This window comes from Paenibacillus alba (assembly GCF_013204855.1).
Lineage (GTDB): Bacteria > Bacillota > Bacilli > Paenibacillales > NBRC-103111 > Paenibacillus_E > Paenibacillus_E alba.
On the sequence record NZ_JABMKZ010000003.1, the window covers coordinates 115,311 to 132,517 of the forward strand.

Sequence of the window (17,207 nt, forward strand, 5' to 3'; positions counted from 1 at the left end):
AGTGAGAGTGTGGAGTGAATGATGAATGATGAATGATGAATGATGAATGATGATATATCATCTATTAGGAGGAGTGGGTTTTTCATGAGCAGACAATTCACCATTGGCGATTTTCATACCATCTTATCGGAAGGTGAGGTTTGGAAAATAGGTGGTTTCCCGATGCCTGATGGCTCCTTCTGGGAATTCCGCGAGCCTAATGCGGTGGTGATCGTTCGCAATGGCCTGCTGTACGCGCGTGCGCCATTAAGCCGCAAAAATGATTACATCCAGTTTCTGGGCAACGCAAAGCATATGTACTATTCCGCTAGCGAAGTCGAAGTCCCGGAAGATGGAGAGATTTCTTTCGAGCTGCAAATTAGGGCACGCACGCAAAATACGGTGCCAGATGATCTCTACGACGGCTTCGTTTCGCTGAATTTATTGGACTTTACAGCTGGAGCAGCCCTTGATTTCTTCGCAGGCAATGACAAGTACGCGAGCGTCTATGCCGTTCTGCCATTCCCAGGCGTACAAGTGCCAGAAACAGATCAAACACGCTTCTTCTGTATTTTCAAAGAAGAAACCAACCACTTCCAGCCACGTGAGTTTAACACGTACCAAATAACCTATCATCGCGGCAACGATGAAGTTATCTTCTATATGAACGGCTTGGAAGTCCGCCGCGAAACCGGTGTGCCCATCAAGTTCAACCGTTTCACAGTTGCGCTGGGGCTCATGACCGAAAAAGACCTGACGCCGCAAGGAAGTGTCTCCCTCCACGGTCAAACCATAATCGGCGAATGGTCACCAGTAACCGTAACAGTCAGCGAGTAGTACCAGCGGAGCAAGCCTCAACAAAAACCCGATTCAGCGTGATGATTCCATCAGCTGAGTTGGGTTTTTGTTGTCTTGAGCCTGCCAAAAAAGGCAGTCTCGAGAGCGAAAACAATGAGCAGATTGCGATGGCTTGCGGGACAGCGGTTGTTGCCTTGAATCGCGGGGCGGTTCCCGAAGTCATGGCAGGCTTTCCTCATCTGATCTGCCGCTCCATTCCGGAAATGATCGCCAAAGTGAAACAAGCAAAATTTCCTGATCCAGCGCGCATCCCTTTTTGAGGGGGCGCGCTTTTGCACGCTCCTGCCTATGGGTGAATATACTGGCATAACATTCCACGAAGCAGCTCCAGGGGAGGAAACGAATGCGAATCTATAAAGTCAAACGAGATCAGCGTGATTTTCGTGATTATTTTTATCGCAGCGTCAATTATGTCCATGAAACGCAATTGCCCCGCAAAGTCGACTTAAGGAATAAGCTTTCACCGGTTGTGAATCAGGGTCAATTAGGGTCTTGTACCTCCAATGCGATCGTAAGCGGTTTGCGAGAATATTGGCTGCGCCAAGAAACGGATTCAGATAAACGGCTTTCCCGCCTGTTTCATTACTGGCATGAGCGCAAGCTCGAAGGCACGGTCAATCGAGATTCCGGAGCGACGGTTCGCGATGGCATGAAAGTTCTGCACAAAATAGGCGTGTGCCCGGAAACGGAATGGCCTTATCGCATAAATCAATATAAAATAAAGCCAGATGAAGAAGCAGAACAATCAGCAGGCGCCTACCGGATTCAAGGCTATCATCGCATTCATGACTTGGCTGGTATAAAAGCAGCTCTAGCTGATGGGCAACCCGTCGTTTTTGGTATTTGGGTGTATGAATCCTTCGAAGGCGCTGCTGCAGCCAAGACCGGGAAAATTCCCTACCCGAATCGCAAGAAAGAGCAGCTGCTCGGCGGTCATGCCCTGCTGGCTGTAGGCTATAAGGACGGCAAAAAGAAAGGCCAAGGTGTCATCATTGTGCGGAACTCGTGGGGCAAAGCATGGGGAGACCGCGGATACGGCTATTTGCCTTATTCCTTTTTCAAAAACAATGGACTGACATTTGATTACTGGACTGGGAAATAGATGGGTCCTGCAGGAGGGAATTGTGCGATGTTAAGTGTGGAAGATGCGAATAAAATCATTGCCTTTTTGTCCGCAGCGTATTTTGCGACGAACGATGCACAGGCAAGAGCAGAGTTTAATCGGTTGGCCAATGAGCTCAGAAAAGCTTCCGGCCAGCCTGAGGAATAAGTAGGTATTTCATTCGAAGCGAGGGCGGCGTTCATGCCAATCGAAATAACCAAAGAGGAGTTTATCTTTTTAATCCTGATTTTGTTCGTATTGCTTGTGTTATTTCTTCTTTTTGCCTTATAAATAAAACAAACAGCCGTTTGCGCAACTTGCGCAAGCGGCTGTTTTTGTTTGGCTCTAGAACCCTTTGTATTGGGGTTCTTCATTTTCCAATTGCTGAACGCGGGAAGAAACTTGAGTGACGATGTCTTGTGTGGATTTAGCTGCAGTCTCATACAACTGTTTCGCTTCTTGATTTTGTGTGCTGAGCGCGAATGTTTCTAAGCTTGCTTGAGCGCTTTTTAAAGAAGCCAACGTTGTTTTCACCTGTGCGGACACGGTCATGAAGGTTCACCTCGTAAAAGTTTTTTTGCAATCAGCAGCGATCCGTAAGGAAGCTGTCTTGTTTGCGATAATTAATATGCCCCGACTTGGCCATGACATAAATGACAAATAAACCCATGCGAAATTAATGATACTTGTCAGGCAAAAAGCGCATAATGACATGGATTGGAGTAAAAGGCAAGGGAGGATATGGGTATGCCGGATTGGTTGCATATTGTGGTAAGAGCAACTTCTGCTCTTGTCATTTTATTTGTTCTTACAAGGATTTTAGGGAAAAAACAAATATCCCAATTGACGTTTTTTGAATATGTCATCGGAATTACCCTAGGTGACCTAGCGGGTGTCATTTCGACGGATGTGGAAGCTAATTTCTTGCATGGCGTCATTGCCATCTTGGTGTGGTGTCTGATCCCGTTTTTTCTGGAGATTTTTACGCTCAAAAGCAAAACATTACGCACCTGGTTTGAGGGAAAAGGAACAGTTTTGATCAAGGAAGGGAAAGTGCTGGAGGATAATCTGAAAAAAGAAAGATATACCGCGGACGAATTGCTTGAGCAATTGCGCACCAAGAGTGTTTTTCGGCTTGCCGATGTGGAGTTTGCCATGCTGGAAGCCAGCGGGGATTTAAGCGTTTTGCTAAAAAGCGAGCACCAGCCACTGACACCTAAGCATTTGAATATGAAGCTGGTGACCGAGAAGCCTACCCAAACCGTCGTTATGGATGGCGTTGTCCAAAACGAGCCGCTTGCTGCAGCAGGAAGAGGCCCTGGATGGCTGCATACGGAGCTGGATAAAATAGGGGTAACCAAAGAAAATGTGTTCCTTGGACAAGTGGATACGCATGGAGAACTCACTGTGGATCTTTACGATGATAAGCTGCAAGTCCCTGAGCCTAGTGCAAGGCCTATGCTGCTCGCTACTTTGAAGAAATGTGAAGCAGACCTGGAGCTTTTCTCCCTCACAACGAATCGTGAGCAAGCTAAGCTGATGTATGAGGAATGCTCCCGGCAGCTAACGAAAGTGATTCAATCGGTCACGACAATATTAAAAAGCTAGGCGACGGAATGAACAGGAGGGAAAAGCATGGCGAATAACAAGAAAAAAACGATGACGATGACCCAACAAGAGTATCAGAAGCTTGCGAAGGAGCAAGAGCCTAAGCGCCCCGTTCTGAAAAATTGCCTGCGAGCCTTTTTAGTCGGCGGCCTCATCTGTTTGATCGGGGAATGCTTTACGCAAATGTACATCAGCTGGTTTGGTTTTACGGAGAAGACGGCTGGAAATCCGACCGTAGCTTCACTCATTATTATTTCTGTCATTCTGACAAGCTTGGGCATCTACGACAAAATCGCCCAATGGGCCGGGGCCGGCAGTGCCGTTCCTGTCACAGGCTTCGCCAATTCCTTGTGCTCCGCTGCGATCGAGCATCGTGCGGAAGGCCTTGTTCTTGGCGTTGGGGGCAATATGTTCAAATTGGCTGGGTCGGTTATTGTTTTTGGGACCGTTGCTGCTTTCTTGGTAGGGGTTGTGCATCTTATTATTATGGGCGGGAGTTGACCATATGCTGAAGGGGCATCAAAGCTGGGTCTTTAAGAGTCGTCCAGTCATTCTGTCGACGGGCACGGTGGTTGGGCCTGATGAGGGAAAAGGGCCGATCAGTGAAGATTTTGATATTGTGCATGACGATTTGACGGTTGGTCAGAAGACATGGGAAAAAGCGGAGAAGGCGCTGCTTGAAGAAGCCGCAATGCGAGCGCTTGATAATGCGGGGCTGACCGGCGGCCAGATTCAGTTCTATCTTGGCGGCGATCTGATGAATCAGATCATCTCCAATACGTTCGCGGCACGCACGCTGGGCATGCCGTATCTCGGCATCTTCGGCGCTTGCTCCACCTCGATGGAGGGGCTTGCGCTAGCCGCTCAGCTGATGGACTCCGGCGCCGCCAACTATGTGATGGCGGGGACCTGCAGTCATAACTGCACGGCGGAGAAGCAGTTCCGTTATCCGACGGAATACGGCTCACAGAAGCCGCCGACCGCGCAGTATACCGTAACTGGCGCCGGAGTTGCCGTGTTAGGCAAAACCGGTGACGGGCCCGTCGTCACCTCGGCTACGATCGGTCGGATCGTCGATATGGGCATCACCGATCCGTTCAATATGGGAGCTGCAATGGCTCCGGCAGCGGTGGACACGATCCAGGCGCATTTGCGCGATCTCGATCGCGAGCCTGGCTATTACGATCTGATCATCACCGGGGATCTGGCGACGGTCGGGGTGAACATTGCGCGTGAACTGTTCGCCAAGCACAAGGTGCCTATGGAACAAACGACGTTCAGTGATTGTGGACTGCTCATATACGATCGCGAGAAACAGACGGTTCAAGCAGGAGGGAGCGGCTGCGGCTGCTCGGCAACCGTCACCTATGGTCATTTGCTCAAGCGCATGAAGAAGGGCGAGCTGAAGCGGATTCTCGTCGTCGCGACGGGCGCATTGCTTTCTCCGCTGTCGTTCCAACAAGGCGAAAGCATTCCTTGCATTGCACATGCTGTTTCTATTGAGTCTGGGGGGTTGTACGCATGAGTTTTGTTTGGGCTTTTCTCATCGGTGGGGCTATTTGTGTCTTCGGTCAATTGCTCATGGATGTGGGGAAATTAACACCTGCGCATACGATGAGCACCTTAGTTGTGCTGGGAGCTATTGCGGACGGCTGCAACTTGTACGACCCTTTTATTGAATTTGCCGGTGCAGGGGCGACCGTTCCGATTACAAGCTTCGGCAATGCGCTTGTTCACGGGGCTCTGGAGGAGCTGCATAAGGACGGCTATATCGGCATTATTACCGGTATTTTCAAAGTGACCAGCGCCGGGATTTCCGCAGCGATTATTTTCTCGTTTTTGGCGGCAGTCTTTGTGAAACCCAAAGGATAAAAATATACAAAAACAAGCCTTTTCGGATCGAACCGAAAGGGCTTGTTTTGCGTCTATTACGCTGTGAGGGAAACTCTCTTCACATGGTTAATTTTAACAAATAAATTTAGAGGAAATACAAGTATACGGACGAAAAGCTTTGCTGTAAACTGGATTTACGTACTTTTTGTGATTATTCTAGCGTTTTCGGACATATGGGCGGAATTTCGCCAAAAGGCAACACAACTCTAAGGAGGATCAAGACATGGAAACTGCCACCCATCATCAAGTAGAAGTTCTGGCTAGGCTGAAAGCGAATTTGGAATCGTGCATACTTGGCAAGAGCTCTGAAATTGAATTATTGCTTACTGCGATGCTTGCCGGCGGACATGTTTTGCTGGAAGATGTTCCAGGCACGGGGAAGACCGTACTGATCAAAGCGCTCGCACGCTCGATCGAGGGTCAATTTCGCCGCATACAATGCAATCCTGATTTATTACCTTCCGATATTACTGGTGTTTCTATATATCATCCCAAAGAAGAGAAGTTTCTGTTTCGTTCAGGACCGATTATGACGAATATTTTGCTGGTCGATGAAATTAACCGCGCAACGACCAAAACCCAGTCAGCTCTCTTAGAGGCAATGGAAGAGCAGCACATCACGGTCGATGGCGATATTCATGAGCTTCCATCGCCGTTTCTCATGCTGGCTACCCAGAATCCGATTGATTTCGAAGGCACCTACATATTGCCGGAAGCGCAGTTGGACCGTTTCATGATCAAGCTCAGCCTGGGCTATCCGAGTGAAGCTGCCGAGAAGCTGATGATTGCTTCCCAGAGCAAGCTGCACCCGATGGAGTCTTTGCAGGCGGTTATGGATACTTCCCAAGTGCTGGCGATGCAAGAGCAAGTGCGGCGCGTTCATCTGGATGAAGCTGTAGCCGATTATTTGGTGGCGATAGCCAGAAAAACGCGGGAACATCAAGCTGTGTTTCTTGGCGCAAGTCCGAGAGCGACGCTCTCCTTAGTGCTCGCTGCCAAATCATATGCCTTCCTCCAAGGAAGAGACTACGTCATTCCAGATGATATTAAATATTTGGCCCCTTATGTGCTGGGTCATCGGATGATTCTTCATTCCGAGGCTCGGATGGACGGCGCTACGATTGCTTCCGTTCTCGGCGCGATTTTCGAGCAGGTCCGCGTGCCGGTGCGATTGGAGAAGTGAGCCTATGAATCGACCGGTATTCACAAGATTTGGGGTGCGACCCCGGTTTCCGGCAGCTTTATGGCTTCTGATTTCCTGCTTTACGGCGAGCTTATTGTTCATGCTGTTTCAAGGCGGCAAGCTTGCCTCCATGCTGTTTATCATTGTTACGCTTCTATCTATTTATCTGCTATCTGGCAATTGGAGCGGCGTGAGACGTGCCCAAGGGGTTCGCAAGCTGACGAATATCGGGCAGGAAGCCCATCTTGAGGCAGGACAATCGCTGCAGATTGGGATTGGGGTGCAAATTCCAGGCTTTTGGCCGATCCCCTACATCATGATCAAAGACCAACTTGTTCGGCTCAATGGAGAAGAAACGATTTTTGAAGGATCGCTTGTCCCGGATTGGAAGCGAAGAGGAGAACTTCTCTACAGCACGCCGCCTTTAAGGAGAGGGTATTACCGCTTCGGCAGGACGGAATGCTTGACTGAAGATATTTTTGGCTTTTTTCAACATAAAGGCCGCTTGGAGCTTGAACAGCCGATTACGGTATACCCACAAACGGTTACGATTCGGGAATGGGCGCAATTTCACCAAATGCTCAAGGGCATGCAGCATCATTCCACTACAACGCGGGCGCACCGGGAAACAACACAGATTAACGGAGTTCGGGAATATATCTACGGTGACCGCTTATCCCGTATTCACTGGAATGCTACCGCGAAGACTGGAACGTGGAAATCCAAAGAATTCGAGCGTGAATCGCTCCCCAAGACGATTATATTGTTGGATCGGACTGCGCGTGCGTATGGCGATGTGGCTGAATTTGAGTTAGCGGTGTCGATCGCAGCCTCCTTATTCCGCTATGGAGCCAGCCGCGACTTGGCACTGGGCTTGCTTTCCAATGGCAAGGAGTCTACCTTTATTGAAGCAAAACAAAGTCAGAATCATCATAAAATGATCCTAAAGCATCTGGTTGGTGTTGAAGCTGACGGCTATAGACCGCTGAATCAGATCCTCAAAGAGCATGCAAGAGATCTGCCTGCGGGCTGCTTTTTCGTTCTGATATCTCCGCAAAAAGGGTCCGTGATGATGCAGGTTTTAACGCATTTGGACCATTTGCAAATGAATCCTTGCCATATTTGGGTTCATGGCAAGCCTTCGCTTTCCCTAAAGCCTCAGCATACGGAGAAGGACAAGCAGGAGGATTGGATTAAAGCGATTCGCTCTCAAGGTTATATGGGCTATGAGGTCAGTCAATTAACAGACCTGCCTAACCTGCTGGGAGGGGCGAAACGATATGCTTAATACGATTTGGAGAAAGCTGCTGCTGGCTAACTGGGAACAGCGTGTCAGTGCTATTCTAACAGGGATTTTCCTATATCAATTTGTGATTTGGATTATGAAGGAAGATGGCCTATGGCTGCCGGAGACGGTTTCCTTCGTAACAGGCACTTTGTTCCTTATCGCCATTACTTACTTCATACCGCGCTTGCACGAAGGATGGCGCTCCATTATACAATTTTTGCTGATTGTATGGTTTCATGGCATTGGAATGGGGTACAGCTTCGTTCCGGTGAAGATTATTTCTTGGCAAGAAGCGGTGCGGTGGATTGCTCTCAATGCGGGGCAGCTGGAACCTTACATTTGGTTTAGCCTATGCGCCTGGATCATCTATCAATTCACGATGTGGTCCGTTCGATCCCGTTTCCGTGTATCCGTTCTGATTTTTGTCAGCATTATGTTTTTTGCCATTCGAGACTCGTTCAGCACGATCTTCTTATAGCCGCAAGTCGCGATGGTGATCTTCTGCGGTTTTGCTCTGCTGATGCAGCTGCATTTCGCGAAATTGAAGCAGCGGGCTCCTGTCATTTGGGAAACGATAACGGATTATCCATCAACGCTGATTATGCCTATTGTCTTGATCGTGGGTGTTACTTTTCTTGTCGGATATATAGCCCCAACTGTAAATCCAATCATTACGGATCCCTATACAGCATGGAAAGTGAGCCGCGGAGAGTCCGTGCCCCTCTTGGGCAAGGGGGTTACTGTAACAGCCTCTACAGCGGATGCGTCTTCCGGCTACAGTCGGGATGACAGTAGGCTTGGCGGCGGCTTCCGCTATGATTATACACCTGTCATGACGGTCGAAACGAGCAAACGCACTTATTTCCGCGGTGAAACCAGAGCGTTATATAATGGAAAAGGATGGGAGCAAAGCCCGGCAGAGAAGAAGCTGCCGATTAATCGGGTTAATCTCAATCCGCTCCCGCTCGATCCGCGATTCGATTTATCCTTGTTGGAGACTAAAGAAGTGACACAGAAAATCACTATGAACAGAGAAGAAGTATTTCCAGTTCTATTCGCAGGATTTGCGATCCAGAAAATCGATGAAGTCAATGAAGGGGAGAATCAATTTCAACGTATTTTGTGGTCACCCCGCCAATCAGAGCTCCGCTTTGTAGGCAAAAATAATTATCCCAAAGACTATTCGGTGACAACACAGGAACCGATTCTGGATGAAGCTTTATTACGGGAAGTGAAATCGGACTATACGAATAAGCCGGATTGGGCTGAGTATCTGGAGGTGCCTGCTGATTTGCCGGAACGGGTGAAGCAGCTCGCGGTCGATATTACCAAAACAGCTACAAATCCTTATGATCAAGCCAAATTAATTGAGAAATATTTGTCTGAGCATTACCCGTATACGAATACGCCGGATGAAAGCAAAGGCAAGAGCAAGGATTTTGTTGATCGTTTCTTATTTGAAGTCAAGCAAGGTTACTGTGATTATTATTCAACCGCTATGGCTGTGCTGGCGAGATCAATCGGGCTTCCGACACGCTGGGTAAAAGGCTACTCGTCCGGTGTTTCGCCAGTTCCTGACCAGATGAGAGAGCTCGGTTTCCTCGGCCAACTGGGCACGGATATCGACGCAAATGCTGCGGGCATCTATACCGTTCGAAATTCGGATGCGCATTCTTGGGTGGAAGTGTATTTCGAAGGTTACGGTTGGATTTCTTTCGAGCCTACCTCAGGTTTCAAGCTGCCTAATGTGTTTCCAGAGGCCACACCTCCGCCAGTTGAGCCTTCACCCGTAGCAGAGCCGGTAACTGTGCCAGATGTACCTGAAGCAGCACCGAGTTTGACTTGGCTGTGGCTGACCTTAGGCGGCGCAGCGGTTGTTATTGTGAGCGGTTTAGTCGTGTTCCTGGTACGAAGAAGCGGCGTTTGGCAAGCTTGGCGCACGCGCAGAAAGCAAGTTCAGGTCATTAATTTTAATCAAAAGATTATTGTGGAATTCGAAAAATTACTGCGCTTGAGTCGAAGAAAGGGCTATACGCGACTTGAGCACGAAACGATGAGAGAAGCGGTAACCCGGTGGTCGAACCAAAGCAAATGGATGAAAAAAGAGCTGGAAACCGTTATTGAACTGTTCGAACGAGCGAAGTACAGTCAAGCCAATTCGACGGAAACCGACTATCAAACCGTGAGCCAATCGATTACCAAATTAAAAGAACAAATGAAATAGGCGAAGAAGCCACTCCGCTGTATCGGGGTGGCTTCCCTATGAGAGGAGATATTCGCATGGCTTTTATTGACTGTCATTTTTATTCAGACTCCCTTGGTGTTTCTGCATCTATGTATGTTATTTTGCCGCAAGTGGCACGAAGCCAAATCGGTTTGGCCTCTTCCGTCTATGGCGGCAAGCATCCTACGCTTTATTTGCTGCACGGATTGTCGGACGATCACACGATCTGGATGCGCAGGACTTCCATAGAGCGCTATGCTTCCGAATTGGGAATCGCCGTCGTGATGCCTGCTGTGAACCGCAGTTTTTATGCGGATATGGCGAGCGGGCCCAAATATTGGACCTTCATCAGCGAGGAATTGCCGGCCTTGGCCCGTTCTTTTTTTCCATTAGCAGAAGAAAGAGAATTGAATTTCGCAGCAGGGCTTTCCATGGGCGGTTACGGGGCTATGAAGCTGGCGCTGACCCATCCTGACCGATTTGCTGCAGCTGCGAGCTTGTCCGGTGCCGTGGATATTTCGCAGCGAGCGATCAACTTCCCAGATGATTTTAAACTGATTTATGAGAATGTAACGCGTATTAAAGGGAGCGGAAATGACTTGTTTCATTTAGCTGATCAAGTGGCTGCGTACCAAGGAGAGGCGCCTCAACTCTATCAATGTTGTGGAACGGAAGATTTCTTGTATGAGGATAACGTCCGATTCCGTGATTATTGCCGAGAGTTGAAGCTGAATTTGACGTACGAGGAAGAGCCTGGACAGCATGAATGGGGTTATTGGGATCGCAAAATTCAAAATGTTTTGAAATGGCTGCCGCTTCCGGCGCGTTCCTAGAGCGAAAATATGTTCTTTTTTCTTTTTGCAACAAACGGGTCACTATGGTATAGTTTCACGTATATGTCGAGGAAGTAGTTGGAGGGAAGTTGTTTGCTGAAAAAGCTCGTACCCAGACAGTCCGTACATACAATCTATGATATTGACGCCAATCATCTTTGGGGATTTGGTGTTCGCGGTATTATTACAGATCTCGATAATACACTCGTAGGCGCACGTGATCCGCATGCGACTCCTGAATTAATAGAATGGTTGAAACAGCTGCAGAAAATGGGCTTCAAAGTCGTCATTGTGTCGAATAACAATCATGGACGAGTCTCTGCTTTTGCAGAACCGCTTGGTATCCCATTCATTCACCGTGCCAAAAAACCAACGAACGCATCTTTTCATAAAGCGATGAGGCTGCTCGGTACGAATACGAGACAAACAGCTGTCATTGGCGATCAGATGCTGACAGACGTTCTTGGCGGCAACCGAATGGGGCTTTACACGATCCTGGTTCAGCCCATCTCCATTCAGGATGAAGGCTTTTTCACAAAAATTAATCGCCGCATTGAGAAATGGGCTTTATCGAGGATGAAGAAATAGGAGGTTTCATGGTTATCGAAACAGTGAATCGTTGTGCAGGCTGTGGTGTTTTGCTGCAGACGGAAGAAAAAGGCAAGCTCGGTTATATACCGGCTGAAGCGATGGACAAAGAGCCGCTGATCTGTCAGCGCTGCTACCGTATTAAGCATTATAATGAATCTTCGAGTATCACGCTGCAGCAGGATGACTTCCTCAAGTTACTGGGGCATGTCGGTCAAACGAAAGCGCTTGTGGTGAAAATCGTAGATATTTTTGACTTTGAAGGCAGCATGATTAGTGGTCTATCGCGTTTCGTAGGCACGAATCCGGTTCTGCTTGTCGTCAACAAAATAGATTTGCTGCCCAAAGTAACGAACGCGAACAAGATTATTAACTGGGTGCAGCGAAGAGCCAAAGAGGAAAATCTGAAGGTCGTCGATATTATCCTTTGCAGCGCGAAGAAAAATATCGGCTTTGACCGAGTGATTACAGCCGTTCAGGAGTATCGCGGCAACATGGATGTGTATGTCGTTGGTGCAACGAATGTCGGTAAATCTACGCTGATTAACCGTTTGATCAGTGATTACAGTGACTTGGATTCAGAGCTCACTACGTCACAGTATCCGGGCACTACGCTGGATTTGGTGAAAATTCCGCTGGATGACGGTCGGTTTATTGTGGATACGCCGGGGATTGTGTATCAGCATCGCTTAACGGAGATCGTCAAAAAGCGTGATTTGGCGCGCATCATGCCGGATAAACCGCTCAAACCGATGGTTTTCCAGCTTAACGAAGCGCAAACCTTATTTTTTGGCGCCTTAGCGCGATTTGATTTTATTCAGGGTGAACATCAATCCTTTACCTGCTACACGTCGAATGCGATCCAAATTCATCGTACGAAGCTAGAGCGGGCGGATGCGTTATATGAAGAACACAAGGGTGTGATGCTGGCACCTCCTAACCAAGCGGATTTGGATGAGCTGCCTAAGCTTGTGAAGCATCCTCTGCACGTTCCAAAGGGGAAACAGATGGATGTGTTGATCTCAGGACTTGGTTGGATTCGGGTGAACAGTATGGCCGGAGCGGATCTCGCCGTTCATGCGCCGAAGGGGATTAAGGTTATCACGCGTGAAGCGTTGATATAGGGGGACCAGAGGAAACCATGGAGAAGAGCCGCACAATTGACAGTCACACGATCTTGTATGGGGTATTCGGGGATCCGATACGGCATTCCCGTTCCCCGATTATGCTGAACCGCGCCTTTCAGGAAGCCAACATCAATGCCGTTTATGCTGCATTCCATGTTCGTCCTGATGAGCTTGGCGATGCGGTTCGTGGTATTCGGGCGTTAGGCTATAGAGGCATTAATGTGACGATCCCGCACAAAGTTGAAGTGATGCAGTATCTGGATGAAATTGATGAAGGTGCGCAAATCGTAGGTGCGGTGAATACGATCGTCAACGAAAATGGCAAGCTCATCGGCTACAATACGGACGGCATCGGATACGTGAGATCGCTCTTGGAAGAGACCGGGATTGAATTGACAGGTAAAAGCGTTCTTCTCCTCGGAGCCGGTGGAGCAGCAAGAGGCGTGGCCTATGCACTTGCCAAAGAAGGAGCGGGCTGCATCTACATTGCGAATCGCACCAAAGAACGGGCTGTGGAGCTTGCGGAAACGATCAGCGTGTATACGAAGGCGATCGGACTTGGGTTGGATGAACTTGAAGAGGTTGTCGATGGCGTGCAGTTTGTATTGAATACGACATCTGCCGGCATGCATCCGCTTGTGGACGAGCTTCCGATGCCAACAGAGCTTCTTCGAGAGCATCATCTGGTCAGTGATTTGATTTATAACCCGCGAATTACGAGGCTGCTTCGTGAGGCGGAGGCCAAGGGAGCCCGGATTCATGGGGGTCTAGGAATGTTTATTTATCAAGGTGCTTTTGCCTTTGAATATTGGACTGGTACTCCAGCGCCCGTAGCGGCGATGAGACAAGTGGTAGAACAGTCATTAGCTGAATAAGAATGAATAGAGGGACATCATCAATGTTAACAGGCAAACAGAAACGTTATTTGCGCTCGATGGCGCACCATGTAGATCCGATTTTTCAAGTTGGAAAAGGCGGCGTGAACGAACATTTGATTCGTCATATTCAAGAAGCGCTGGAAGTACGCGAGTTGATCAAAATTACGGTACTCAACAACAGTGGGGAAGATCGTAATGAAGTAGGCGCGGAGCTCGCTGAGCAATCTGGAGCAGAGCTCGTGCAAGTTATTGGTAAAATCGTAGTGCTCTACAAAGAATCGCGTGACAAGAAGAAGATCGAACTGCCGCGCTAATGAGGTGGAAGCATGCTTGTCGGAATAATGGGAGGCACCTTTGATCCGATTCATACCGGTCATTTGATCGCGGCTGAGCGTGCGAGGGTGGAAGCAGGTCTGGACGAAGTGTGGCTGATGCCAGCTAATGTGCCTCCGCACAAACCAAACGCCCCAAAAGCTTCAACACAGCAGCGATGGGAGATGGTTTGCCTTGCTGCTGAGGGCAATCCTTTTTTTCGTCCAATTGATATCGAAATTACCAAAGGCGGCGTATCTTATAGTATCCATACGATTGAACTTTTGGTTCAGGCGTATCCGGATACAGAATTTGCTTATATTATAGGCGCAGATATGGTTCAATATTTGCCGCAGTGGCATCGAATCGATGACATCGTGCGGCATATTCGTTTTATTGGATTAGCTAGGCCTGGCTATGAGCTCGATATGGACCAAATCCCCGCACACATTCGAAGTCGCGTTAAACTCGTGCCGATGCCACAGGTTGATATTTCTTCAACCATCATTCGAGAGGAAAGACAGCGGAGCGGGTCTGTCCGTTATCTGGTTCCTGAGGCCGTGAATCGTTACTTGGAGGTGAACCGATTGTATGAAACGTGAGCAGCTTATTGCCGCAGTTAAGGAGCAAATGCCGGAACGCCGCTGGCTTCATACCCTTGGCGTGATGGAAACTAGCGTCATCTTGGCCAATCGGTTTGGCGGAGAGCCTGTGAAGGCAGATCTGGCAGCTATTTTGCACGATTATTGCAAGTATTGGCCTGTTCAAGAGCAAGCTAAGATTATTCGCGAGAATGATTTACCCCAAGATTTGTTGGCATTTGACAAAGAACTATGGCATTCTCACGCCGGGGCCTATATCGCCAAGGCGCAGTTTGGAATCGAAGATGAAGAGATTTTGGATGCCATCCGGTACCATACTTCCGGTCGTGAACAGATGACGCTGCTCGACAAAATCGTCTGTTTAGCCGATTATATGGAGCCTGGACGTGATTTCCCTGCTGTGGGCTTGATTCGTGAACTTGCGGAGCATAGTTTGGAGAAGGCTTTAATAGCCGGATTTGATTCTACGATTGGCTTTTTGCTGTCCAAGGGCAAGCGGATTTATCCGCTGACCATTTTGACCCGGAATGATTTGATTCATCAAATAAACAAAGAATAATTGGAGGATGATTGAATGAGTAAAAACCCTGAGGAAATATTGGCTTTCGTTGTTGAAGCGGCTGAAGATAAAAAAGCAGCAGATGTGGTGACTTTAAACTTGCAAGGCCTGTCCATTATTGCTGATTATTTCGTTATTTGCCACGGGAACAGCGAAACACAAGTGCAAGCTATTGCCAGCGAAGCCAGAAAGAAAGCGCATGAATACGGCGTAAATATCCGAGGCTTCGAAGGGATTGATACGGCAAGATGGGTTCTGCTTGATCTAGGGGATGTTGTTCTCCATGTTTTCCACCGCGATGATCGTGAATACTACAATATCGAAAGACTTTGGTCCGATGCCAAGGTTGTGGAGCGCGTATGAGACTGGAAGCAGGATCCCTTGTTACCCTAGAGGTAGCAAGGGAAGTTCCGCCTAATGGCTATTTCCTGAGCGATGGCTATCAGGATGTCCTTTTGCCATATGCGGAAATTGTAGGGAAAATTAAGCCTGGCGATCAAGTGGAAACTTTCTTGTTCCACGATACACAGGACCGTTTAATGGCTACGATGAAGCGTCCGCTTATTCAGATGGGCGAGGTCGGCCTGCTTGAAGTGGTCGATATCCATCCGCGATTTGGTTATTTTCTCGAAATGGGATTGGGTCGCAACCTGCTCCTTCCATACCGAAATGTACCCGAACTGGAAGAGCTTCGACCCTTGGTGGGAGATAAGGTTTTTGCGACATTAGCACATGATCGCCAAGGCCGTTTAATTGCAAAATTAGCGTTGGAAGAGGATTTGGCGCCATTATGTGTTCGCGCCCCATCCAGCTGGAGCCATCAGTGGGTCAAAGGACGTGTTTATCGACCGCTGCAAATCGGTACCTTCGTTATTTGTGAAGCCGGCGTGCTTGGCTACGGGGTTATTGGACTCATTGCTGCACCGGAACGAACACGCTTGCTGCGTGTTGGGGAGTTAGTCGATCTGCGCGTTGCTTTTGTCAGGGAAGAAGATGGACGAGTCAACCTGTCGATGCGTCTAGCGAAGGAAAAAGGCCGCGATGAAGACGCCGATAAGATTCTCAGTGTCCTGCGAGAGCGTCCGGGCAATGCAATGCCCTTTTCCGATAAAACGTCGGCAGACATCATCAAGGATCGCTTTGGTCTGAGCAAAGCAGCCTTCAAACGCGCTCTAGGCAAGCTGATGAAGGATGGGCTCATTTATCAAGAAGAGGACTGGACCTATCTGAAGCCAGAGGAGACGCAAGGCTGATATGAGTTATGAGAAATTTGCCTACACGTATGATCGCTTGATGAATAACATGCCTTACGAGGATTGGCTGCGGTTTGCCAAAGAAAGCTTCGATCGTTACGGCTTGCAGCCAGCAGTGATAGCTGATCTTGGCTGCGGGACTGGAAACCTAACGATTCCGTTAGCTGTGGCAGGATATCAGATGACAGGGATTGACTTGTCGGAGGACATGCTCGCGGTCGCTGAGCAAAAAGCAGCAGAACACAAAAGCCCGTTTCGCGGCGGAGCGATTCGCTGGGTTCAGCAGGATCTGCGGGAATGGGATTTGGGGGAGCCGGTAGATGCTGCGATTTCTTTCTGTGATAGTCTGAATTACTTGCTGGAAGAAGAAGACATTACAGATGCTTTCCGTCAAACGTTTGAGGGACTGAAACCAGGCGGTTTGTTTCTTTTTGATGTACATACGCCGGAGCAATTGTTCGCTTACGCAGAATCTCAGCCTTTTTTCCTGAATGAAGAAGATGTTGCCTACATCTGGACAAGCGAGCTTGATGAGGAAAGAGTCCAAATCGAGCATGATTTAACCATTTTTGTCAAAGAAAGCGGCCATAAGGATGTCTTCCGGCGAATCGACGAAATACACCAGCAGCGAGCGTATCCCCTGGATTGGCTTCACCAAATGCTGCTGGCAGCCGGTTTCTCTGAGGTGCATTTGGCTGCAGACTTTACATGGGATGAACCTACCCGCTTGACGGAGCGAGCTTTCTTCATTGCGAAGAAATAACGGCGAAGATGTCAGCAACTGCTTGACATTGCGGCATTATTTTACATATAATCAAAGACAATCAGATGTGCTTAAAGCTTAGAAGAGGAATAGTAACTTGCAGAGCATCTTTCAGAGAATCGGTTAAAGGGTGGAAGCCGGTAGATGTTAGTCTTGT

At 48.5% G+C, this 17,207-nt stretch carries 23 protein-coding genes and 1 other annotated feature (1 of these 24 only partly in view); of the genes, 22 read left to right on the forward strand and 1 reads right to left on the reverse strand.

From position 1 onward, the window contains the following. Positions 1–84 precede the first annotated feature (84 nt). From HQN90_RS04065 to HQN90_RS04080, 4 genes are all read left to right on the forward strand, one after another. The gene (locus HQN90_RS04065; protein WP_173216596.1) at positions 85–816 is read left to right on the forward strand and encodes a DUF6081 family protein; all 732 of its coding nucleotides are present in this window, start codon (positions 85–87) and stop codon (positions 814–816) included. Between the two features lie 41 nt (positions 817–857). Continuing rightward, positions 858–1,097 carry a hypothetical protein gene (locus HQN90_RS04070; protein ID WP_173216597.1) on the forward strand — a complete coding sequence of 80 codons (240 nt, stop codon included), beginning with the start codon at positions 858–860 and terminating at the stop codon, positions 1,095–1,097. An 83-nt stretch (positions 1,098–1,180) separates the two neighbouring features. Then, positions 1,181–1,939 carry a C1 family peptidase gene (locus HQN90_RS04075; RefSeq protein WP_173216598.1) on the forward strand — a complete coding sequence of 253 codons (759 nt, stop codon included), beginning with the start codon at positions 1,181–1,183 and terminating at the stop codon, positions 1,937–1,939. A gap of 27 nt (positions 1,940–1,966) precedes the next feature. Continuing rightward, on the forward strand, positions 1,967–2,107 hold the full coding sequence (locus HQN90_RS04080) for an N-acetylmuramoyl-L-alanine amidase (protein ID WP_173216599.1): 141 nt from the start codon (positions 1,967–1,969) through the stop codon (positions 2,105–2,107). Between the two features lie 177 nt (positions 2,108–2,284). On the opposite strand, the gene HQN90_RS04085 is transcribed toward HQN90_RS04080, so the two are convergent. Further along, entirely contained in the window at positions 2,285–2,491 is a 207-nt protein-coding gene (locus HQN90_RS04085; RefSeq protein WP_079411817.1) for a DUF1657 domain-containing protein, read from the reverse strand. Between the two features lie 195 nt (positions 2,492–2,686). On the opposite strand from HQN90_RS04085, the gene HQN90_RS04090 reads away from it, so the two are divergent. From HQN90_RS04090 to HQN90_RS04175, 18 genes are all read left to right on the forward strand, one after another. After that, on the forward strand, positions 2,687–3,547 hold the full coding sequence (locus HQN90_RS04090; protein WP_173216600.1) for a DUF421 domain-containing protein: 861 nt from the start codon (positions 2,687–2,689) through the stop codon (positions 3,545–3,547). A gap of 27 nt (positions 3,548–3,574) precedes the next feature. Further along, positions 3,575–4,048, forward strand: a complete 474-nt coding sequence (spoVAC, locus tag HQN90_RS04095; RefSeq protein WP_173216601.1) for a stage V sporulation protein AC — start codon at positions 3,575–3,577, stop codon at positions 4,046–4,048. Positions 4,049–4,052: 4 nt separating this feature from the next. After that, complete coding sequence (gene spoVAD / locus HQN90_RS04100; RefSeq protein WP_173216602.1) at positions 4,053–5,072, forward strand: stage V sporulation protein AD; 1,020 nt, start codon at positions 4,053–4,055, stop codon at positions 5,070–5,072. Then, complete coding sequence (spoVAE, locus tag HQN90_RS04105) at positions 5,069–5,419, forward strand: stage V sporulation protein AE (RefSeq protein ID WP_079411808.1); 351 nt, start codon at positions 5,069–5,071, stop codon at positions 5,417–5,419. The genes spoVAD and spoVAE overlap by 4 nt, the downstream gene beginning before the upstream one ends. A 244-nt stretch (positions 5,420–5,663) precedes the next feature. Next, positions 5,664–6,623, forward strand: a complete 960-nt coding sequence (locus HQN90_RS04110; protein WP_173216603.1) for an AAA family ATPase — start codon at positions 5,664–5,666, stop codon at positions 6,621–6,623. Between the two features lie 4 nt (positions 6,624–6,627). Further along, a complete protein-coding gene (locus HQN90_RS04115) occupies positions 6,628–7,911 on the forward strand; it encodes a DUF58 domain-containing protein (RefSeq protein WP_173216604.1) in 1,284 nt (427 codons plus the stop codon). Continuing rightward, positions 7,904–8,389, forward strand: coding sequence for a hypothetical protein (locus HQN90_RS04120; protein WP_173216605.1), 486 nt, complete (start codon positions 7,904–7,906; stop codon positions 8,387–8,389). The genes HQN90_RS04115 and HQN90_RS04120 overlap by 8 nt, the downstream gene beginning before the upstream one ends. A gap of 12 nt (positions 8,390–8,401) precedes the next feature. Then, positions 8,402–10,135 carry a DUF4129 domain-containing transglutaminase family protein gene (locus tag HQN90_RS04125; RefSeq protein WP_173216606.1) on the forward strand — a complete coding sequence of 578 codons (1,734 nt, stop codon included), beginning with the start codon at positions 8,402–8,404 and terminating at the stop codon, positions 10,133–10,135. A gap of 56 nt (positions 10,136–10,191) precedes the next feature. Continuing rightward, a complete protein-coding gene (locus HQN90_RS04130) occupies positions 10,192–10,968 on the forward strand; it encodes an alpha/beta hydrolase (protein ID WP_173216607.1) in 777 nt (258 codons plus the stop codon). A 93-nt stretch (positions 10,969–11,061) separates the two neighbouring features. Beyond that, on the forward strand, positions 11,062–11,556 hold the full coding sequence (locus HQN90_RS04135) for a YqeG family HAD IIIA-type phosphatase (RefSeq protein ID WP_173216608.1): 495 nt from the start codon (positions 11,062–11,064) through the stop codon (positions 11,554–11,556). A gap of 8 nt (positions 11,557–11,564) precedes the next feature. Then, positions 11,565–12,680 (forward strand): ribosome biogenesis GTPase YqeH, encoded by a 1,116-nt coding sequence (gene yqeH, locus HQN90_RS04140; protein WP_173216609.1) that lies wholly within the window; start codon positions 11,565–11,567, stop codon positions 12,678–12,680. 17 nt (positions 12,681–12,697) lie between these two features. After that, on the forward strand, positions 12,698–13,558 hold the full coding sequence (aroE, locus tag HQN90_RS04145) for a shikimate dehydrogenase (RefSeq protein WP_173216610.1): 861 nt from the start codon (positions 12,698–12,700) through the stop codon (positions 13,556–13,558). A 23-nt stretch (positions 13,559–13,581) separates the two neighbouring features. Continuing rightward, positions 13,582–13,875, forward strand: coding sequence for a ribosome assembly RNA-binding protein YhbY (yhbY, locus tag HQN90_RS04150; RefSeq protein ID WP_173216611.1), 294 nt, complete (start codon positions 13,582–13,584; stop codon positions 13,873–13,875). A 12-nt stretch (positions 13,876–13,887) separates the two neighbouring features. Continuing rightward, on the forward strand, positions 13,888–14,475 hold the full coding sequence (locus HQN90_RS04155) for a nicotinate-nucleotide adenylyltransferase (protein WP_173216612.1): 588 nt from the start codon (positions 13,888–13,890) through the stop codon (positions 14,473–14,475). Beyond that, entirely contained in the window at positions 14,465–15,034 is a 570-nt protein-coding gene (gene yqeK, locus HQN90_RS04160; protein ID WP_173216613.1) for a bis(5'-nucleosyl)-tetraphosphatase (symmetrical) YqeK, read from the forward strand. Before HQN90_RS04155 ends, yqeK begins: the two co-directional genes overlap by 11 nt. A 15-nt stretch (positions 15,035–15,049) precedes the next feature. Beyond that, the gene (rsfS, locus tag HQN90_RS04165; RefSeq protein WP_173216614.1) at positions 15,050–15,397 is read left to right on the forward strand and encodes a ribosome silencing factor; all 348 of its coding nucleotides are present in this window, start codon (positions 15,050–15,052) and stop codon (positions 15,395–15,397) included. Next, complete coding sequence (locus HQN90_RS04170; RefSeq protein WP_173216615.1) at positions 15,394–16,287, forward strand: CvfB family protein; 894 nt, start codon at positions 15,394–15,396, stop codon at positions 16,285–16,287. The genes rsfS and HQN90_RS04170 overlap by 4 nt, the downstream gene beginning before the upstream one ends. 1 nt (position 16,288) lies before the next feature. Further along, positions 16,289–17,050, forward strand: a complete 762-nt coding sequence (locus tag HQN90_RS04175; protein WP_173216616.1) for a class I SAM-dependent DNA methyltransferase — start codon at positions 16,289–16,291, stop codon at positions 17,048–17,050. Positions 17,051–17,120: 70 nt separating this feature from the next. Beyond that, positions 17,121–17,207: a binding site (T-box leader), on the forward strand (it continues 150 nt past the right edge of the window).

Excerpts from the sequence above, each read along its gene's own strand:
- HQN90_RS04065 (WP_173216596.1), top strand. The coding sequence starts at position 85 with ATGAGCAGACAATTCACCATTGGCGATTTTCATACCATCTTATCGGAA.
- HQN90_RS04070 (WP_173216597.1), top strand. The coding sequence starts at position 858 with ATGATTCCATCAGCTGAGTTGGGTTTTTGTTGTCTTGAGCCTGCCAAA.
- HQN90_RS04075 (WP_173216598.1), top strand. The coding sequence starts at position 1,181 with ATGCGAATCTATAAAGTCAAACGAGATCAGCGTGATTTTCGTGATTAT.
- HQN90_RS04080 (WP_173216599.1), top strand. The coding sequence starts at position 1,967 with ATGTTAAGTGTGGAAGATGCGAATAAAATCATTGCCTTTTTGTCCGCA.
- HQN90_RS04085 (WP_079411817.1), bottom strand. The coding sequence starts at position 2,491 with ATGACCGTGTCCGCACAGGTGAAAACAACGTTGGCTTCTTTAAAAAGC.
- HQN90_RS04090 (WP_173216600.1), top strand. The coding sequence starts at position 2,687 with ATGCCGGATTGGTTGCATATTGTGGTAAGAGCAACTTCTGCTCTTGTC.
- spoVAC (WP_173216601.1), top strand. The coding sequence starts at position 3,575 with ATGGCGAATAACAAGAAAAAAACGATGACGATGACCCAACAAGAGTAT.
- spoVAD (WP_173216602.1), top strand. The coding sequence starts at position 4,053 with ATGCTGAAGGGGCATCAAAGCTGGGTCTTTAAGAGTCGTCCAGTCATT.
- spoVAE (WP_079411808.1), top strand. The coding sequence starts at position 5,069 with ATGAGTTTTGTTTGGGCTTTTCTCATCGGTGGGGCTATTTGTGTCTTC.
- HQN90_RS04110 (WP_173216603.1), top strand. The coding sequence starts at position 5,664 with ATGGAAACTGCCACCCATCATCAAGTAGAAGTTCTGGCTAGGCTGAAA.
- HQN90_RS04115 (WP_173216604.1), top strand. The coding sequence starts at position 6,628 with ATGAATCGACCGGTATTCACAAGATTTGGGGTGCGACCCCGGTTTCCG.
- HQN90_RS04120 (WP_173216605.1), top strand. The coding sequence starts at position 7,904 with ATGCTTAATACGATTTGGAGAAAGCTGCTGCTGGCTAACTGGGAACAG.
- HQN90_RS04125 (WP_173216606.1), top strand. The coding sequence starts at position 8,402 with ATGGTGATCTTCTGCGGTTTTGCTCTGCTGATGCAGCTGCATTTCGCG.
- HQN90_RS04130 (WP_173216607.1), top strand. The coding sequence starts at position 10,192 with ATGGCTTTTATTGACTGTCATTTTTATTCAGACTCCCTTGGTGTTTCT.
- yqeH (WP_173216609.1), top strand. The coding sequence starts at position 11,565 with ATGGTTATCGAAACAGTGAATCGTTGTGCAGGCTGTGGTGTTTTGCTG.
- aroE (WP_173216610.1), top strand. The coding sequence starts at position 12,698 with ATGGAGAAGAGCCGCACAATTGACAGTCACACGATCTTGTATGGGGTA.
- yhbY (WP_173216611.1), top strand. The coding sequence starts at position 13,582 with ATGTTAACAGGCAAACAGAAACGTTATTTGCGCTCGATGGCGCACCAT.
- HQN90_RS04155 (WP_173216612.1), top strand. The coding sequence starts at position 13,888 with ATGCTTGTCGGAATAATGGGAGGCACCTTTGATCCGATTCATACCGGT.
- yqeK (WP_173216613.1), top strand. The coding sequence starts at position 14,465 with ATGAAACGTGAGCAGCTTATTGCCGCAGTTAAGGAGCAAATGCCGGAA.
- rsfS (WP_173216614.1), top strand. The coding sequence starts at position 15,050 with ATGAGTAAAAACCCTGAGGAAATATTGGCTTTCGTTGTTGAAGCGGCT.
- HQN90_RS04170 (WP_173216615.1), top strand. The coding sequence starts at position 15,394 with ATGAGACTGGAAGCAGGATCCCTTGTTACCCTAGAGGTAGCAAGGGAA.
- HQN90_RS04175 (WP_173216616.1), top strand. The coding sequence starts at position 16,289 with ATGAGTTATGAGAAATTTGCCTACACGTATGATCGCTTGATGAATAAC.